Annotated in this window: 15 protein-coding genes; 1 reads left to right on the forward strand and 14 read right to left on the reverse strand. The window is 42.6% G+C overall.

From position 1 onward, the window contains the following. Positions 1-251: transposase (locus ACUVJL_RS12405; RefSeq protein ID WP_445246122.1), on the forward strand; the 251-nt coding region annotated here is incomplete at its 5' end. 10 nt (positions 252-261) lie between these two features. Here ACUVJL_RS12405 and ACUVJL_RS12410 read toward each other — a convergent pair. The 14 genes from ACUVJL_RS12410 to ACUVJL_RS12475 form a co-directional block, all read right to left on the reverse strand. Further along, positions 262-1,365, reverse strand: coding sequence for a glycosyltransferase (locus tag ACUVJL_RS12410; protein ID WP_445246123.1), 1,104 nt, complete (start codon positions 1,363-1,365; stop codon positions 262-264). Positions 1,366-1,419: 54 nt separating this feature from the next. Then, the gene (locus ACUVJL_RS12415) at positions 1,420-2,817 is read right to left on the reverse strand and encodes an O-antigen ligase domain-containing protein (RefSeq protein ID WP_445246124.1); all 1,398 of its coding nucleotides are present in this window, start codon (positions 2,815-2,817) and stop codon (positions 1,420-1,422) included. 44 nt (positions 2,818-2,861) lie between these two features. Further along, positions 2,862-3,815, reverse strand: a complete 954-nt coding sequence (locus ACUVJL_RS12420; protein ID WP_445246125.1) for a glycosyltransferase family 2 protein — start codon at positions 3,813-3,815, stop codon at positions 2,862-2,864. Beyond that, positions 3,812-4,936 (reverse strand): glycosyltransferase family 4 protein, encoded by a 1,125-nt coding sequence (locus ACUVJL_RS12425; protein WP_445246126.1) that lies wholly within the window; start codon positions 4,934-4,936, stop codon positions 3,812-3,814. The genes ACUVJL_RS12420 and ACUVJL_RS12425 overlap by 4 nt, the downstream gene beginning before the upstream one ends. Then, positions 4,933-6,078: a glycosyltransferase family 4 protein gene (locus ACUVJL_RS12430; RefSeq protein WP_445246127.1), complete on the reverse strand. Its 1,146-nt coding sequence runs from the start codon at positions 6,076-6,078 to the stop codon at positions 4,933-4,935. Before ACUVJL_RS12430 ends, ACUVJL_RS12425 begins: the two co-directional genes overlap by 4 nt. Positions 6,079-6,111: 33 nt before the next feature. Next, positions 6,112-7,245, reverse strand: coding sequence for a glycosyltransferase family 4 protein (locus tag ACUVJL_RS12435; protein ID WP_445246128.1), 1,134 nt, complete (start codon positions 7,243-7,245; stop codon positions 6,112-6,114). A 40-nt stretch (positions 7,246-7,285) separates the two neighbouring features. Continuing rightward, positions 7,286-8,125 (reverse strand): hypothetical protein, encoded by an 840-nt coding sequence (locus ACUVJL_RS12440; protein ID WP_445246129.1) that lies wholly within the window; start codon positions 8,123-8,125, stop codon positions 7,286-7,288. Between the two features lie 64 nt (positions 8,126-8,189). Then, entirely contained in the window at positions 8,190-9,452 is a 1,263-nt protein-coding gene (locus ACUVJL_RS12445) for an acyltransferase family protein (protein ID WP_445246130.1), read from the reverse strand. 208 nt (positions 9,453-9,660) lie between these two features. Next, on the reverse strand, positions 9,661-10,611 hold the full coding sequence (locus ACUVJL_RS12450; protein ID WP_445246131.1) for an FkbM family methyltransferase: 951 nt from the start codon (positions 10,609-10,611) through the stop codon (positions 9,661-9,663). 79 nt (positions 10,612-10,690) lie between these two features. After that, complete coding sequence (locus tag ACUVJL_RS12455; RefSeq protein ID WP_445246132.1) at positions 10,691-12,835, reverse strand: HAD family hydrolase; 2,145 nt, start codon at positions 12,833-12,835, stop codon at positions 10,691-10,693. A 16-nt stretch (positions 12,836-12,851) separates the two neighbouring features. Further along, the gene (locus ACUVJL_RS12460) at positions 12,852-13,832 is read right to left on the reverse strand and encodes a glycosyltransferase family 2 protein (protein WP_445246133.1); all 981 of its coding nucleotides are present in this window, start codon (positions 13,830-13,832) and stop codon (positions 12,852-12,854) included. Between the two features lie 61 nt (positions 13,833-13,893). Next, positions 13,894-14,835: a glycosyltransferase family 2 protein gene (locus ACUVJL_RS12465; RefSeq protein ID WP_445246134.1), complete on the reverse strand. Its 942-nt coding sequence runs from the start codon at positions 14,833-14,835 to the stop codon at positions 13,894-13,896. 159 nt (positions 14,836-14,994) lie between these two features. Beyond that, the gene (locus ACUVJL_RS12470; RefSeq protein ID WP_445246135.1) at positions 14,995-15,777 is read right to left on the reverse strand and encodes a class I SAM-dependent methyltransferase; all 783 of its coding nucleotides are present in this window, start codon (positions 15,775-15,777) and stop codon (positions 14,995-14,997) included. 43 nt (positions 15,778-15,820) lie between these two features. Further along, on the reverse strand, positions 15,821-17,110 hold the full coding sequence (locus ACUVJL_RS12475; protein WP_445246136.1) for an ABC transporter ATP-binding protein: 1,290 nt from the start codon (positions 17,108-17,110) through the stop codon (positions 15,821-15,823). Positions 17,111-17,123 lie beyond the last annotated feature (13 nt).

A 17,123-nucleotide genomic window follows, 5' to 3' on the forward strand; every position in this document is an offset into this window, starting at 1 on the left:
ATAAAGCTCTATTACTAGACTGGGATGACCATGTAATGCCAATATATTTACCAGCCTATAGCCCTGAATTAAATCCGATTGAAAGATTGTGGGAGCATACAAAAAAAGACCTCAAGTGGGAAAATTATTCGAGTTTAGATCAACTCAAGGAACAGGTAAATAGAATTATCAAATCTCTCACTAATGAAGAAGTTTTATCTCTCTGTGGTTGGGACTATATCCTTGAAGCTATATTAAGTGCAACTTCATAGTGAATTGGTATTACCTTGTATCTGTTTTCAGAACTGCCAGATATTGATCGACAACTAGATCTACTGAAAACGCTCTAGACCGCTGTCGCAGCACTTCAGGGTCTGTTGGCTGACTTAGCGTAGCCAAGATGGCCTCTGCAAGAGCAGCAACGTCTCCAACCGGCACCAATTTACCGTAGCGACCACCCTCCAGAATCTCTGCAGGTCCGCTCTGGCAGTCCGTAGAAACAACTGAAGTTCCCGCTGCCATAGCCTCCAAAAGCACGGTAGGCAGGCCCTCCCAAGCTGAAGACAACACAAAAACAGCTGACCTCGCCATATAAGCGTATGGGTTCTGTGCAAACCCAGGTAAACTCACCTCACCCTCTAAGCCGAGTTCCCGCACCAAACCTTCGAGTTGAGGTCGCTTCTCTCCTTCCCCCAGGATCATGAGCCGGGCACGGCACCGCTGCCGCACCAGGGCAAAGGCTTGGATAAGGGTGGGAAAATCCTTCTGCATGACAAGCCGCCCAACCCCCAAGAGCACAGGAGGTTCTCCTGGAGCAAACCAAGGGTCATCGATTGGCTCTTTTGCCTTTTCAAAAAGCTCGGGAGTCACCACCGGATTATAAATGACTCTGATGTTCTCCAAAGCCAGCCCCGATATACGGGCGAGATCCTCTGCTACCCCTTGCGATACCGCTACAATTTCGTCAGCCCATGGGAAAGAGAATCGCACCAGGTAGGGTTTAAGTTTTCCCTTAACCCCTCGAAAGTCCTGGGATAAGTTGTTCTGTACACTTATTACCACCCGTGTGGGCACTCCAGTAAAACGTTGAGCCCACCCCGCGGTATTGACGTTGTCCAAGAGAGAAAGCAGGGCTTTAGGCTGCTCTTGCCGTAAGTAGCGCATCAGAGCAAGCGTTTTTGGCACAATTCCTGGGGACTTCAGGTCGATCACCCGCACCTCTGGAGGCACCTTTGCCAAGAATGTGCCCACCGCGTTCTGTAGTACTAGGTCAACTTTTAGACCCCGCTCGACAAAGCCCTCCACTAGGTTCACAGCAGCGCGCTCGGCACCTCCACCAGTTAGTGAAGGGAGAAACAAACATACGGAAGTAGTCTTTAAGTTCATGTTTGGATGTATTGAATTGTAGCTAAATTTCCTATTAGGAAAAATTTTAACACTTTACTGATGCTTGTGGTACTTAATCGCTGCCATGCCTATACCTATAAATCCCCAGAAAATCATGCCAAAAAGTCCACTTGTCATACCTGAACCAGGTAGCATAGAGATGAAAGAAAAACTAATGGCGCGAGCACAAATTGCAAAAGGATCCTTGCGAACCTCAAGGCTTTGGAATAGGCTAAATAAAAGCATGAATATCCCACTCACATAGGGGATAATTCCCAGCCAGCCGAAGCTAAAAAGCAGCTCTAAAATGCCACTGTCAATAGGCACTGTACCTCCAATTCCCTTACCTATAAACTCATTCAAGGCTTCGTTGAATAGTAAACTGTAGAGACCTTGTCTGTCATTTAGGCTTTGATCCTCACTAATGTTAGAGAAACTTGAAAAACGAGACAGAATAACTTGGGAAAAGGGGTCTATTGTGGCCAAGGGTACGGTACAGGCTGCCATTACCAAGATGGTAACGATCAAACGCATCTGTAAACGTGGTTTTAGAGAAGTGGTAAAGGTAATAAATGCCACAAACCAGCCTACCCAAGCAGTGCGTACCGTCGTTAGCATGAACGCTAAGTAGCCAAATACTGAGGCAGGAACACGTAAAAACTTTTGGTTAGTGAATAACAACATAAGACCTGCTATACTAACCGCTGCAAAATGTAAGGGCGAATTCATGGTACTCCACACGCGCATCCCAAGCGGTTCGGGATTACCCATGCTTGTATAGAGTTTCGTTTCTACCAACCAAACTCGATCCCACTCAGGGGCAATAAGGTACTGACATACACCATAAGTGCCTGTCACCAACACACCCCAGAGGAAGGTACGCTCAATATTTTGGCGATAGCTCGGATAATCTCGCCAGTTTACAAATAAGTGAAAGCCGAAGAGTATAGGAGATATCCAGCCCTGGAAAGAGAGGACTGCAGAAACTGGTGGATTCAGAATCAGAGCTATCAAAAAGCTATAAAATACACTGCAAATAGGCAAAATAAAGGGCAATCCACCCTGGCGATAAAACTTAGGAAAGTTTCGATAAAAAGTCACTAAAGTCAGCATTGCCACCAAAAAAGGGGTGAGCAATATTGGACTGGGATCGGTAAAACCAGCTTTCCAATCCACTAAACGGCGCACAAATGGCGTGAGGAAAAACATCCACCAGGTGAAACTGACATAGAACAGGGGATACCGTCGATAGAGGAATACTGCTACGGCTAAAGATCCCGCCGGAAAAGCTAGGTTCAGAATTTTTGCAGTACCCCCCCCTAAGATACAAAGGGTTGAAAACAGCCCTAGCCCTAAGATAGCCATCCAAGCCTGCTGCGATTTCTCTGGCTGTGGGTTCCCCGGAAACTCTGCTAGCGTTGAATTATTCTGAAGTACCTGTTTGTGATTCATTATCCATCTCTACGGCAACGGTACTTTCTACAAAAACCCTTTTGTCAGTTTGAGCGCAGCAGGTCAGTAGTTTTCTGGGTCTGTTGCCACGTCCGCCATCCCTGCCAACGCCCACGGCAACAGGCTAGCAACTTTTGCGCTGCCAATAAGCCTTCTTTAGGTAGGAACCTCAGAAACTGTACAAGTCCCACAGATTCTCGCGTTCCCACTAAGACTGCCCACAGGAGGAATACAGCACGACCTGTAGGCGGTAAATGCTCCAGTAAAACTAGGGTTTCATTATGTACCGCATTGGTCAAGGCGATATCATTGAATGTGTGGCGTTGATCCTCGTCGAAACGTTGTGCTGGATAGTGATCTACCGCAACTTTTGGATCGTAAATTAGCTTCCAACCCGCCCGCTTCAAGGCTAGGCTGAAGGCAATCTCGAAATTTACTTGCGCCCCTGTGCCTTGCATACGTTGATCGAAGCGTAGTTCCTTAATAGCAGTCTGGCGAAAACTCATGTTGACTCCTTTGAGTATATCTACCTCACGGGGGGCACCTACGCCAAAGTGATGGTTGCCAATCATCCGTCCAAACCAATTTACCTGACCTACCACCTCACACTCACCATCTTCTAGTTGTGTATCGTGGTACACCCAATCGCGTCCACCTACGCCGCCCATCTGCTCATCGGATAGAAAGTGATTTTCAATCCGTGCTAACCAATCCCTGTGTGGGGAAGCATCGTCATCGGTAAAGGCGATGATTTCCCCTTTTGCAGAATCAAGACCTGCATTCATCGCTGCTACCACCCCCGGAACTTTCACTGTTACAGTGTTCAATGGCAGGAGATCAGGATTGAATGTTGCCAGGAATGTCCAAGTTTCAGCATCAGTATCGCGAACGCTCACTAGGACTTCATCAGCTGGTCGAGTTTGCTGTTTTAGAGCCTCCAAGCAGCGTACCAAGTCTTTTGGGCGGCGGTAAGTGGGGACGACAACCGTGATAGTCATAACTTACTGAGTTCCTCAAATAAATCTACATAAGTTTGCGCCATACTCGTCCAGCTATACTGTTGCGCTATGGTTCTAGCTGCTTGGCCCATTTGATGGCGTTGCCCTTGATGGCTTGTCAGTAAGCTTAGTGCCCGTGCCAAAGCTTGGATGTCGTCTGGTTCCGACAAGACTATTCCGCACTCTGGCGTGATAATTTCAGCCGCACCTGTAGTCGCCGCCGTAATCACAGGTAGACCAGCAGCCATAGCTTCGATAACTACCAAGCCAAACGGCTCATAACGTGATGGAAATACCAATAAATCTACCGCTTTCATTAGTTCTGGTACATCAGAGCGGTGTTCCAGAAAATGTACCCTTTTACTCAAGTCTAGCGAAGCCACTAACTGCGGATAGGTCGTCCCTGTCGTTGTCCCTGCAACGACCAATTGTAACTCAGGAACCTGTGCTAGGGCACGTATTACTGTATCCAAATTTTTACGAGGAGTTTGAGCGTTTCCAGCAAACAGTGCAAGGGTCACGCCCTCAGGCAAACCCCAAGTTTGACGTTTAGCTTCTCCTGGAGAAAACTCTTGTAAATCTACACCGTTCAAAATTACCCGAATGCATTCTGGCGGTACACCAATTTCTACCAGTTCTCTCTCCACCTGCTTCGATACCGCTACGATCACTTTCGCCTGACTGAAGGCTTTCTTTTCCCAATCAGCATTCAAAGTGGTGTAGAACCAGTTGTAAATGCTACGCAAGCTCGAATGCTGTTCTGAACGATTGACTGGCGATCGCAACCAGGAACTATGGACAAAATGCACTGCATTAACATCTCCTCTAGCCGAAGTAATTGCACCATTGAGTTTGATAAGGTCAAATTCTTTTTGGTGCTTATTTAACCACCAAGCACTTTGGGTGGAGAAAGCTATTTCGCGGACAAGTTGCAATGGATACCCTTTAACTGGAATAGAAATCCAATCGACTTGACTGTGTTGTTGCAGTGCCAAATCTACGCTACTTGCTAACAAGGTAACATGATGACCACGACGAATAGCTTCCCAGGCAACTTCATAGTTTACCCGACCTTGACCATCACCGATCGCGACTTTAGGAGTAACAATACAAAGCTTCATTTAGTACCTCTTTTATGAGACAAAGCTGCTTCGTAAAAAGTCAGATTATCACGAGCTATTCGGTGCCAACTATACTTTTGTGCCGTAGCATAGGCATTACGGCGCAATTTTTCTAGGTACGGGCGGTCTGTAATTAAGCGCTCCAAAGCTTGCTCGATCGCCAGAGTGTCGCGGGGCGGAACTAAAATGCCATTATCTCCATCACGCACGACTTCCCTCGGCCCCGGGGTTGTCGTGGTGACAGGGGCTAAACCGCAAGCTATAGCATCCAGAAGGGCGACGCTAAACCCTTCTGAGAGGGTAGGAAAAAGCTTGATGTGATGTCCGCGCAAGAGTTCGGGCAGAGTTTCATATGGGTAGCGTGGCACAACTCCGATGCGATCGCGTACAGATGGCTCGAAATCTGCATAAACCTGCGCTTCTGAGCAGCAAGTCCCCAGAAAACTCACCTCTACTCGAGGATAACGGGCAAGAATTTTATTTAATGCTGGAACACCATGATGAATCCCTTTACGAGGGATATAAGTTGCCACCAAGGCGATACGAATAACTGAATCTTCTGCTTCTGGGGTTGGCTCAAAATCGAGATTAAGAAAAGCCTCTGGAATTCCATTAGCGAAAACACCCGTCCGTCCAGGATCAACCCCTAATTTTTCAACACCATACTCTAAATCGCCGTGATTACTAAACAAGCTCAAATCTGCATCCCGCAGAGAATTAGCGACCTCCCAGAGTCGGAAACCTCCATGATAGAGCGGATATTTCCAACTCAAGTGCAATTTGCCAAGGCGGGCCTCTTCTAAGTTTTCTAGGTGCATAATATGCTCAAGACCGTGGCTGCGTGTCACTAAAGCCGGACTATTTGATCTACGACGCAGTTTTACCCACACCCAGGCATCGCCAGTTGAGGCATCTACAACATCAACGGCTCGTTTTTGAGAGAGTGCCAATATGTGACTAGCCAGAAATTCAGGAAACATTATCGACTCTACCATTGCCGGCAATTTGTGTCGCAGGTTATCAAAAGAGTAATATTCTACTTCGTGACCTAACTTTTGATATTCCTGGCCTAGTCGCCATGTGATGCCAGGAGCGCCGGCATTGGGGTCTAGATTGTGATGAATCGTGAGTAATATTTTCATATTTTCAGTATAATTTCATCAATTCACCTTTTTTTACTCGCTAAATAACAAGTTGTGATGGTGAAAATAATCGATCGTTTTTTCATATATTTTTTGAAGTTTATTAACATGAACCTCCATTGTGAACTCTTTTAAAAACCAGGCATGACCCTGTTGGCCTAAAAGGCGACTTTTATGATAATTTCTACTCAGATAACTTATGGCAGCAGCGAGCTGTTTAATGTCATTAACCGGAACAAGAATGCCTGTTTCTCCATTGAGTAAATGCTCCGGAATCCCACCCACTCGGCTAGCAATGACAGGTCGGTAACGAGCATAAGATTCCAAAGTAATGAGCCCTGCAGGTTCGGGCCAAACACTAGGAAAAATTATGGCAAAACACTGCTGATAAAGTACGTCCATCCTTTCACTGTTACACCAACCGTGCCAAGTAACACGATTGTTCAATCCCAATTGATTTACCAATTTTTCCATCCGGGGTCGATCCCAACCTTCACCAGCAATGTCAAGATGAATTGACACCTCTGTTTCAGCTAAAGCTTTGAGAAGCCATTCTAGCCCTTTATCAGGAACAATTCGCCCTGCGAACAAAATTCTTTGATTTTGGTGTATTTCAAGTGTTAGTGGTGCAGTAACACTTTTAGGAATCGGAGTACCGCACAGCAATGTTACAGTTTGCTCAGCAGGCAAACCATTTTTTATAAGCTGCTCGCGCACATAATTACTATTAGCAATAACAGGAATTCTGAGTTTTTTGATTTTTTCTAGTAGCCGATAAGATCTTGATATGTTATGGACAATTTTTTGAGGTCGCCTACTTCCGCATCCATCTATCAGATGACCCCATGTACATCCCAGAACGGAGATAGAACGAGTACACAATTGTTCAGAGGTTGGAAAATACTTAGTTCCACTAGGACAGTAGGGGGTGTGATTGTGAGCCGTGAAGATAGAAGGACATTCTCCTGTAATATCAATTAACGCCATTTCTTCCTGAACGTGAAGCAATTTGAACTGGCTCTGATCGATACCTTCTAGTGATGTAATGATATCTTTACTAACCCCAGGCATCCCATAACTTGCCAAAGTGGATACATAAGTCTCGAAGCCACCTCCTGTACTGATATCTGAACAAGCATATAGATAAATTAGTTTTTCGTTAGTCATTAGCTGCCTCAAATATTTGGATTTTTTTTAGATACCTATTTTAAATGGCTACATTCAACCACAGCTTATGTCTCACATCATTAACGTAATGCCTTAGGGCAATTTCTTTACCAGCGTACTTATCTGGATAAATAAATTGATCTTCAACACTTAGAACATATCGTTTTGAGCAGAGAGGCTTTGCCTGATTGTAGTGCATTGTCAAATGTACCAAAGTTTGTTCAGTAAAATAATCATTAAGTTCTTCTAGCTTTGACAAGCGTTCAAGGGCAAAACTCCAATCCAACGGTTCTTTGAATACAATAAATCCGCCGTTTACTGAATTTAACTTTTCAACCTCATCATAAATGACTCGCTCATCCATTTTGCAAGCACAGTCAGGCAGATAACGAGAAACCGTATTGCCTGAATTCGCTAAATTAACTAAGTCGCTTGCCCCTGGAAAAAATAAAATATCTGAGTCGGTATAAATCGTTGTCTGATTAACAGGAATTGACAATAATGCCAATAACTTTCTGCCCATTGCATGCTGGGCGGCATAATCATAAACAGATTGAGGTAAATCGGTTCGCTTCAGCTTTTCTAGCGGCACTACCTCAACACAGGGATGAATTCCCTCGAGTAGCTTGCAACTGTTTTCGGTGTAGCTACCATCAGAAATGATGGTAAAACGTTCAGGAATGCCAGCATAGCAGATGAAGGAGCGAAGACTTGCTACTTGTTCGGGTAGATCGCGCTCGCATGAGAGAGCGTAAACGGCTATTGGAACACGCTGAGTTTGCTTCAGAGGAATTTTTGCAATTTGTGGAAGTACTGATTTATAAAGGTAGCGCATCAGCCTTCCTTGGATTCTAGCAACATGATAAGGAATATTCACCATTAACTTAAACCAAAATGACAACTATCTACAACATAAATATCAGCTTAGCCAGCCTATATGCTGACTAAATGCGATCCAAGATCGATTGCTGAAACCAACGTTTCAGAATTGGCTGAATCGTTAGTTCTAACAAACTGGCAAGACCGATGGTTAGAGCACCCCAGGCAAGTAGACGTAGGGTGAAACTCCCAGGAGAACCACTCCAGGGGAAGTAGTTGGAAACCAGATGCATCATAGGCATATGCAGAACATAGATCCCATAGGAAATGCTTCCAATGAAAGCAAAGACAGCGATCGTCTTAGACTGTATTCGCCAACGTATTAGGGCAACTCCTAGAACTGTATGTGCAGCAGCAATCCTCAAAGTAACATCTTGAAACAACTGACCTATGGCTAGTAAATAACTGCTATGGGCTAGGGGTATGCCCGTAGCCAATACCTTTAGAACTCGCCAGCCAGGTAACGGATAATTGGCAACTGCTGTAAATAAAAGAGCGCAGATGGGAAAATAAGCCATATCAGTAAGATTTATCTCTGAAGCATTGGAACGAGCAAAGCCTAAGCTATCGAGGAGAAATTCCACAGTAGCCAAACGATCCGTAGCAATGAATAGGAGTAGATAGGTAAACAAAGGAACTTTTGACGGATGTCCTACTGCTTGTCTGTTCCAAGCTAGCCAAAGCCCAAATAGCCAAAACAGCCAACCCGCAGCATAGCCAGATAGAAGTTGTGGAAACGAGGGAATAAACCAACCTAGGCACACCACAATGAACGTACTCCATACAAGGGGTATAGTCTTAGGACGGAAATACCAAATTGCTAGAAAAGCAAGGTAATAAATGACTTCGTAATGCAGCGTCCATAGAACGCCGTTGCCTGACAGAAGGGCAGCGATTGACCCCTGCAAGAAGAATAAGTTACCCACAACCGTTTTCCAGGTATCATGCGGTGATGCCAGCAATCCAAGGATTATGGAGAGCAAGTAGATTGGATACAAGCGGATGAAACGCCGTAGTAAGTAACGAAGGACATTGGCTCGTGAGAAGGGTGCTTGGTTCGTTAGACCAATAACATAGCCAGAGAGAACAAAGAAAATTAAAATGCCTCCATGGGCGGCGTGAAAATAGTCCTGAAACGGGAAAGTTGGATGATAAGCAGGGTCAAGTTCGTATTTAAAACCAAAAACATGGGAATAAGCAACCCACAGGGCAGCAAGTCCGCGCAGCCCTTCTACATTATAGTTAAAGGAGGCTTTGCTACGTGTTTTGCTATCAGGTGGGACAAGATGTCCGCGCCGATGCGAATCAGGTAGGCTATTCTCAAGCATATTTCTACATTAAATCCTTGTGTTACAAGGATAAACAGTCGCGAATACCAGCATAGCAGATGAAGTATCTCTAAAAAAAGTTGGCTACCGAATACCTGGGCTTTATCTTTGCTTGGCGAGTGGATCAAGGTTCTCAGTACGCCTTCTGTCGATTATAAACAATTATTTATAGACAACTAGAGTTAAGTACAAAACAATTTTTAACTAATTAAATTTTAATTTCAAGGCAAGAGGCAATGGATTTAGGTAGATCATTTGGAACTAAAAGGACGTTTTCAACTTCTGCGTCTGGTTGGCTTATTTTAACAAAATTACCATCCTTGATTTCTTTGAAATATTCATATCCCAGAGGTTTGAGAATGTTTATTACATCTAGAAAAGAGTAGCCAAATTTATGCATAAAATAAGTATTAAATTCTCCGTAAATAATCGGTCGATGTTTCGTTATAAAATTGATACCGCCCTTCAAAAACATTACTTCCGCACCTTCAATATCAATCTTAATTAGATTACATGAGATAATCTGTTGTTCTTGTGCAAAGTTGTCAAGAGTTTTTATTTGTACTTTTATTTTTCTATCTCTTTCTGGGTTGGCATCAACGTTTCCTCTAATCAGTCCAGCATTTCCGGTACTAGCATTATTGGTTGCTTCGACCCACATTGACATAATGCCTTCCTCATCACCCAGTGCAATTGAATGAACCAAGACGGTACTTTCAAGGTGATTCAGTTTGACAGCATTAGATAAACGTTCAGAATTACTGGGTACAGGTTCGATAGCATAAACTTTACCATTTAGTGAGCTTAGCCTTTTGCCAAATGGGATCGTATAAAAACCAACATTTGCCCCTACGTCAAATACAACCCACTCTGATTGCAAACTTCTGCACAGCTTGGAAATAATTGGATAATCATAATATCCTGTCCAATAGGCCCATTGTTCTGTTCTACTTCGTATATCAAGCTGCATTAAACTAGCATCTTTAAGTTTGACTGTTACTATACAGTCCTCTCCATCGATATTGAAATTTAATAGCTTTCCAAGAAGCGTACCAATATGACTTTTGCCGCGAAACCCAGGTAAATAACGAAATAACAAAGCTAATGAATTACGAATATAAAGCGCTGTTTTAGTTATTGAATAGGTCTTACTTTTCATAGATTATAAATCGGTTGAAAGGATTAAAATTTATATCCAATAGCCTGAATGGCATTTTTCAGTCTAAAAAGCTGGTAGTTCAAAAACGAATCATAGACTTTGCCATCAGGGAAAGATTGGTGCGAATGAAGCTGCGAGACAGCAAAATAGCAGGGCAAGACAGTACTGCTTTTTTAGTCAAATCCCAAGATAGCTGATCCTTGCCTGCAAGGTATGCTTCTCGGGCCCAGCGGGCGTAATTTAAGCTGTCTCGCAATCCTTTGATGTATCGGAGGACAATTTTGGTGAGTGGTGCGCTGCGTTGAATCGATGCTGGTAGCCAGACAAAATCACTGACATAGTGTTTGTCAAATATCATTCTAAAGCCGTCTAGTAGAGTGTAGGCGGGCCCAAGGTCATGAAACTTACTTTCTAACTGTTGATCTGAAAATGGCTGGCTACCAAATACCTGGGCTTCCTCTTTGTTCGGCGAGTGGATAAAGATTCTCAACAAGTCTTCTGTCACTTGATGAAAATACCTTTCTTCACACTCTTCAGGCTGCAAATGATCGGTCAATCGCTCAGTAAAATCTAGGATTGCTTGCTGCTGAACTAAGACTCCCCATTGGAGACCTCTTTCATTTTTCTCAGATCTCAGTATCGGAGTGTACTGCCGATCGTCTTTCTCGTATCTGACAGTGCTGCCATGATCCGCAGCCAGGAACAGCTCTAAAATCGGAGAACTGCTAAGCGAACGCCGTTCGGTGATGGCATCAGGCTCTAAGAAATAAGGTATTAAACGGTCGGTTGAGAATGGTGTGATACGTCTTTCCAATCCAAAGTAAAACCCAGGCACTCCACCGTCCGGATATAGATTGGCAATTGCCAAGATTTGACTGAATGAGCGTTGCGATCGCCCTGTCCAGCCAGAATCGACGATCGCAAACGATGTCCCATCACCAATGCCTGATTGTTGGAAGTAGCCGATCGCTTTCTCTCGGTAGATAGCAGCCAAGTCAACAATCCGATCAATAATCTCTCGATCCTGAAATGCTGCTTTGAGCGCCGTGAATTCCTGTTCAGTCAGATTTTTGTCCCACATCTGGGCCGACAAACCGTGGCGTGTGAGTGCATCAGCAATCTGTTCGGGTTGAATATTGACGCGATCGCACGCTAACCGCACTGAGAAGAACGGGGGTTTGTCAAAGAGCCATTCCTGTTCGGTTTCACCAATTTGTTGAATTGAGGGAAAGTGAAAGGCTTGCCGGGACCCATAAAAGTATTGACAATCGATGTCATAGCCCCACTTACGGCAGATGATTTGGGCGATTTTCCCGAGAATTTGTCCATCTCTTGCCATGAAATACAGCCTCCGGATTCCCTGACGCTGTGCCTCCTGCAACACCCAATGCACGAACCCAAAAAATACAGGGGCGATGACATTAGCCGCTGTATTCCAGATTACCTGTCGATGCAAGTCTCTCTCTTGGCAGTGCAACCGACACAAGCGGCTGGCACCTACTAAAAGCGAACGAAATCGAAGTGGCAATTGTTCGTTGTCGGCAATGAGTCCTTCGTAGCGATTTAGATGTGTTTCCACGAAAGGCTGAACTTGAATGCCTAATTTTTTGGGTACTTTGATATCAGAATATAGATTGTCTCCGGTGTGGCAAAGCTGAGAGGCTTTGAGTTGAGACTGGGTGAGATGATGTTGGAATAGTTGTCCGGATACCTTATGAAGTCCGACTTCGTTGGAGACGTGGAGTACATCACCTTCTGCCCAAATTTGATGATCTTTGAGAAAGCCTCGAATTGCCTCCGAGGGTAAGTACATATCTGAGAGATAGGCGATCGATTGATTTTCCTGATGTAACGCTTGAATTTTGAGCTGAATGGCTGGAACTGGTCGGAGGCTAGCACGTTCTAGTTGAATTTCATTGTGCATTGCTTTCTTGCTATCTATCTCGCTCCACTTCAAGGATTCAGCTAGTTGATCATAAATTTCCTGTAGTGTTACTTCATTCGTTGTAGATAGTTGTCTTGCCTTGCCCTCAGCGTCAATTCTAAGCTGACTCCAAACCTCTGGAGAAATTGTAATTAGACCGTCGTGCTTTAAGTGATTGCCTAACTCCCAAAACAAATCGGTTGGCTTAGCCCAGATGCGAGTCAAGGCCGTGTCAAACACATCAAATGAGTGAAAGTGTGCTTGCCTTATTAATTCAAGATTCAGGTGAGGTTGTTTCATAGAAGTTGCAAATAAGTTAAAGTTTTTCTCTGTGTTTCCCACCCAATAATATTATTGAATGCAGGGCTTTATAAGTCTGAGGTTTCAAAAATTGCTTGGCAGCAATCAAGAAAACTAGGTGAAGATAAGAGATAGAAAATATTAATTTTGGTTTCCTAATGAAAGCCTGCTTGGCGAACCAGAAAGCTTCCTGAAAATCATCTTTAATAAGGTATCCCCAAGCATACCGGGTGCTCAGATGGCTAGAACCAATTCTTTCTACATTCTTAAATTCCTTTGGAGCTAATTGAACCGAACGTTCCATCACCTCATCAAGTTCCTGAATCATTAACCTGAAGTTGGTAGACATACTATTAGGATATCTACGATATTGAACAAGTGGTTCTTGGATCACAAAAATTGGGAAATGCACAGCAATACGTAACCACATATCCCAGTCTGCTGCCGAGCTAAGGCTGCGTTCAAAAAAACCTACTTTTTCAAAACAAATGCGACGGACTAAGGGAGTACTACCACAATAAAGGATATTAGAGCGAAATAGTTCTTTTGTAAGATCCTTCCCAGCTTCAGAACAATCATAGATATCTATAAAATTTCCGTTGCCATCGACATTAGTTATCCAAGAACTTACCAAACCAACGTCTAGATGTTTTTCCAAATACTCTACTTGCTTTTCTAGCTTCTTAGCTTCCCAAATATCATCAGCATCTAAAAATGCTAAATATTCACCTTGAGAAGACCAAATGCCCGTGTTTCGCGCTCCTGATAAGCCTTGATTTTCTTGAGAAATTAGTTTGACTCTTGAATCTTGGATTTCAGAAGCCCATTCTACAATGCCATCAGGGCTGCCATCGTTAATGATTAAAACTTCAAAATCAGTAAAGGTCTGATTTAGAACGCTTTCTAACGTCTCTGGAAGATAAGCCATTACATTGTAAGCGGGGATAATAACTGAAACTTTGGGCATAATAACTCCTACTTTAATAACATGATTCATTGTTTTAACTAATAATACAATGAAGTTGTAAATAAAATACAAAACCCTTAACTGCAATTAGTCAATCTACTTGCTTCCAGCCGAATAAAAGTGAATGCAATGCCTGATAATGACGAGGTTTTAAAAAATGCTTGGCAGCAATTAATAAAATTAGGTGAAGATAAGAAATAGAAAACATCAATTTTGGTCTTCTAATAAAAGCCTGCTTGGCAAACCAGTAAGCTTCATGAACATCATCCTTGGCAATGTAGTCCCAAGCATTCATAATGCTAATATGGCTAGAGCCAATTCCTATCAAATTTTGAAACTCCTGTGGTGCTAATTGAAACGAACGTTCCATTACCCGATCAACTTCTTGAAGCATTACCCTTTGCTTTGTAGACATACTGTTAGGATGCCTACGATATCGAACTAGTGGTTCTTGTATCACAGAGATTGAGTAATTTATAGCAATACGTAGCCACATATCCCAGTCTGCTGCCAAGCTAAGGCTGCGTTCAAAAAAGCCTACTTTTTCAAAACACATCCGTCGGACTAATGGAGTACTACCACAAAAAATGATATTGGAGCGAAATAATTCTCTTTTAAGCTCATTTCCAATTTTAGAATTGCAATAGATATTTATAAGATTTCCGTTAGGATCAATTGTGGAAATCCCGGAACTTACCATACCAACATCTAGATTTTTGTCCAAGCATTGCACTTGCTTCTCTAACTTAGTTGGCTCCCAAATATCATCAGCATCTAAAAATGCTAAATATTCACCTTGAGAAGACCAAATACCTGTGTTGCGTGCTCCTGATAAACCTTGATTTTCTTGAGAAATTAGTTTTACTCTTGAATCTTTGATCTCAGAAGCCCATTCTACAATTTCATCAGAGCTGCCATCATTAATGATTAAAACTTCAAAACTATTAAACGTTTGAGTAAGAACGCTCTGCAACGTCTCTGGAAGATAAGCCATTGCATTATAGGCAGGAACAATAACTGATACTTTAGGCATAAACCCCACTTGATTTAAGATTGTCAATTATTATTAGGTACACTAGGTATAACTCGATCTTGAGTATATTTTGCTCTTTAACCTTTGGAAGAATCAGCTGTTTACGTTTGAAGATGAATTTTATTTAGCAAAAGTATTTGCTAAATAAAAATGATAAAACTATGTTTGAGATTTACTCTTTTTATCTTTTTTTAGTTTAGGCATAAGATGCGAAAGTTTATGCGCTGTAAATTTCAGAAACAGCTTTATAAATGAAGAAAGGGGAATATTTCCTCGCCAAATTTTCTGTAAGTCTTCAAGTGCTTCCTCTAACTGCTTAGATTTTATTTCATAATGCTTAGGGTGTATTAAATTAAGAACTTTGTTAGCCGCGCTTGCTTCAAGAAATATGTTTTTACGAGCAACTAGAAATATGTTTTGTCTATACCACCATTCAACTTCCTCGTTAAACCATATGCTTTCTCGCAAGCAATCATAAAATTCAAAATTATGCTTCTTAAATTTATCCTGCCAGTAAGATGGCCATTTCAAGTTAATATGCCCATCTCCATGCTGAAATGGAACGGCAGCAGAGAAGAGTATACAATCGCCCAAAGAAATTAAACTTTCAATAAAAACATCAGCAAATTCTTCAGGAAGATGCTCTGCCACTTCTAGAGAAATAACCAAATCAAACTTTCTTGAAAGCTTTAAAGGCTTTGTTAAATCATGAGATACAAATTCATCTGTATCAATATGCTTAGATAATATTTCTTTGTTAACATGTTCTCCATCAATACCAAGAATATCATTAATACCCTTATCTTTAAAAACAGACAGCCATGTACCGATTCCACAGCCAACATCAACAACGCTTTTAGGATTAAGAAGGTTGATGACTATAGGAACAACTTCATTGGCAGATTTAGTGTTATATGCTTGAGGTAAGTATGTAAAATTCATTTTTTTATGCGTTTCAACAATTGTTTATTCTACGAGTTGTCTTTTATGCAAGCTTAATCAATTCCCACTTGGGTTTAAGAAAAAATACTCCCATATTTCCAAATGGGGTCTTTCCTGTTCCATATATATCAGTTTCTTCAATATGAAAATTCAAGTATCCTGTTAAGGTATCAACATCAATAAGGCCGTCGCCCAACCAGAGATCCACACTGTAGTCTCCTTGCAAAAGTGGCAAATGCTCTAATGAGCACCTCATTAGAGCATTACTAAATTCTCTGCCATTGGTCTCGAAGCCTGTCATACGAGTGTTTACGCCCCCGACTGTACCAAAGGTTGCATGGTTAATAACAACACCCATTGCAGGAGACTTTAAACTTGTATCTTTTTCAGTATCAAACGTCATTTCAATCATAATATCCGTACCCAGGGGAAAGTTCGTTTGTTCCTGACCTTTTGAGTCTAAAATTTTCGCTGATTTAATTAAAGACTTAGCCCAAGAAGGGCGAAATGCCTGTAAATCCGTTACCTTTTTATCACTCTGTACACAAGGTTCTAAATAATGCCTGATGCCCTGTTCGGTATTACCGTAAAATTCCAATTCGCCGCTTTTTAAGACAATGCAAGAGGAACACAAATTGTTAATGGCAGCCATTTGATGGCTAACAAAAATTACGGTTCGTCCCTTAGATGCAACGGTTTGCATCTTGCCTAAGCACTTTTTCTGAAACTGGGAATCTCCAACAGCTAACACTTCGTCCACAATTAAAATTTCTGGTTCCAAGTGGGCTGCTACAGCAAATGCTAATCGCACATACATCCCGGAAGAGTAGCGTTTAACAGGCGTATCTAAAAACTTTTCAACTTCGGCAAAATCAACAATTTCATCAAATTTGCGTAGAATCTCTGCCTTACTCATGCCCAAAATTGCCCCATTCAAGAAGATGTTTTCCCGTCCGGTCAGTTCTGGATGAAAGCCTGTTCCAACCTCTAGTAGACTGGCAACGCGCCCCTTAATTCCAATCCTGCCGCTAGTAGGTTCAGTAATTCGGCTCAAGATCTTCAGCAGGGTTGATTTTCCAGCACCATTACGACCGATAATGCCGACGCGATCGCCCTGTTTAATTTCAAATGAAACATCCTTCAAAGCCCAAAACTCTTCAGGAACACAGTTAGACATTTTTCCCTTGACAGGTTTCAGAAGCCTAGAGCGAATCGCCTCTGCTCCGTTCACCATCGCCTCCCGCAGAGTTTTCTGACCGCCTCTTCCCTCCTGCTGATGACCAAGGATGTATTTCTTGCTTAGATTCTGGACTTGAATGACTGTTTCAGACATACGCTTAGCTCCC

Origin of the sequence: Microcoleus sp. OTE_8_concoct_300 (assembly GCF_031383065.1) — a bacterium.
Lineage (GTDB): Bacteria > Cyanobacteriota > Cyanobacteriia > Cyanobacteriales > Microcoleaceae > Microcoleus.

Bases quoted from the DNA above. Each gene is read 5' to 3' on its own strand.
- ACUVJL_RS12410 (WP_445246123.1), bottom strand. From the start codon at position 1,365: ATGAACTTAAAGACTACTTCCGTATGTTTGTTTCTCCCTTCACTAACT.
- ACUVJL_RS12450 (WP_445246131.1), bottom strand. From the start codon at position 10,611: ATGAAAAGTAAGACCTATTCAATAACTAAAACAGCGCTTTATATTCGT.
- ACUVJL_RS12445 (WP_445246130.1), bottom strand. From the start codon at position 9,452: ATGCTTGAGAATAGCCTACCTGATTCGCATCGGCGCGGACATCTTGTC.
- ACUVJL_RS12475 (WP_445246136.1), bottom strand. From the start codon at position 17,110: ATGTCTGAAACAGTCATTCAAGTCCAGAATCTAAGCAAGAAATACATC.
- ACUVJL_RS12425 (WP_445246126.1), bottom strand. From the start codon at position 4,936: ATGAAGCTTTGTATTGTTACTCCTAAAGTCGCGATCGGTGATGGTCAA.
- ACUVJL_RS12440 (WP_445246129.1), bottom strand. From the start codon at position 8,125: ATGGTGAATATTCCTTATCATGTTGCTAGAATCCAAGGAAGGCTGATG.
- ACUVJL_RS12430 (WP_445246127.1), bottom strand. From the start codon at position 6,078: ATGAAAATATTACTCACGATTCATCACAATCTAGACCCCAATGCCGGC.
- ACUVJL_RS12420 (WP_445246125.1), bottom strand. From the start codon at position 3,815: ATGACTATCACGGTTGTCGTCCCCACTTACCGCCGCCCAAAAGACTTG.
- ACUVJL_RS12435 (WP_445246128.1), bottom strand. From the start codon at position 7,245: ATGACTAACGAAAAACTAATTTATCTATATGCTTGTTCAGATATCAGT.
- ACUVJL_RS12460 (WP_445246133.1), bottom strand. From the start codon at position 13,832: ATGAATCATGTTATTAAAGTAGGAGTTATTATGCCCAAAGTTTCAGTT.
- ACUVJL_RS12455 (WP_445246132.1), bottom strand. From the start codon at position 12,835: ATGAAACAACCTCACCTGAATCTTGAATTAATAAGGCAAGCACACTTT.
- ACUVJL_RS12465 (WP_445246134.1), bottom strand. From the start codon at position 14,835: ATGCCTAAAGTATCAGTTATTGTTCCTGCCTATAATGCAATGGCTTAT.
- ACUVJL_RS12415 (WP_445246124.1), bottom strand. From the start codon at position 2,817: ATGAATCACAAACAGGTACTTCAGAATAATTCAACGCTAGCAGAGTTT.
- ACUVJL_RS12470 (WP_445246135.1), bottom strand. From the start codon at position 15,777: ATGAATTTTACATACTTACCTCAAGCATATAACACTAAATCTGCCAAT.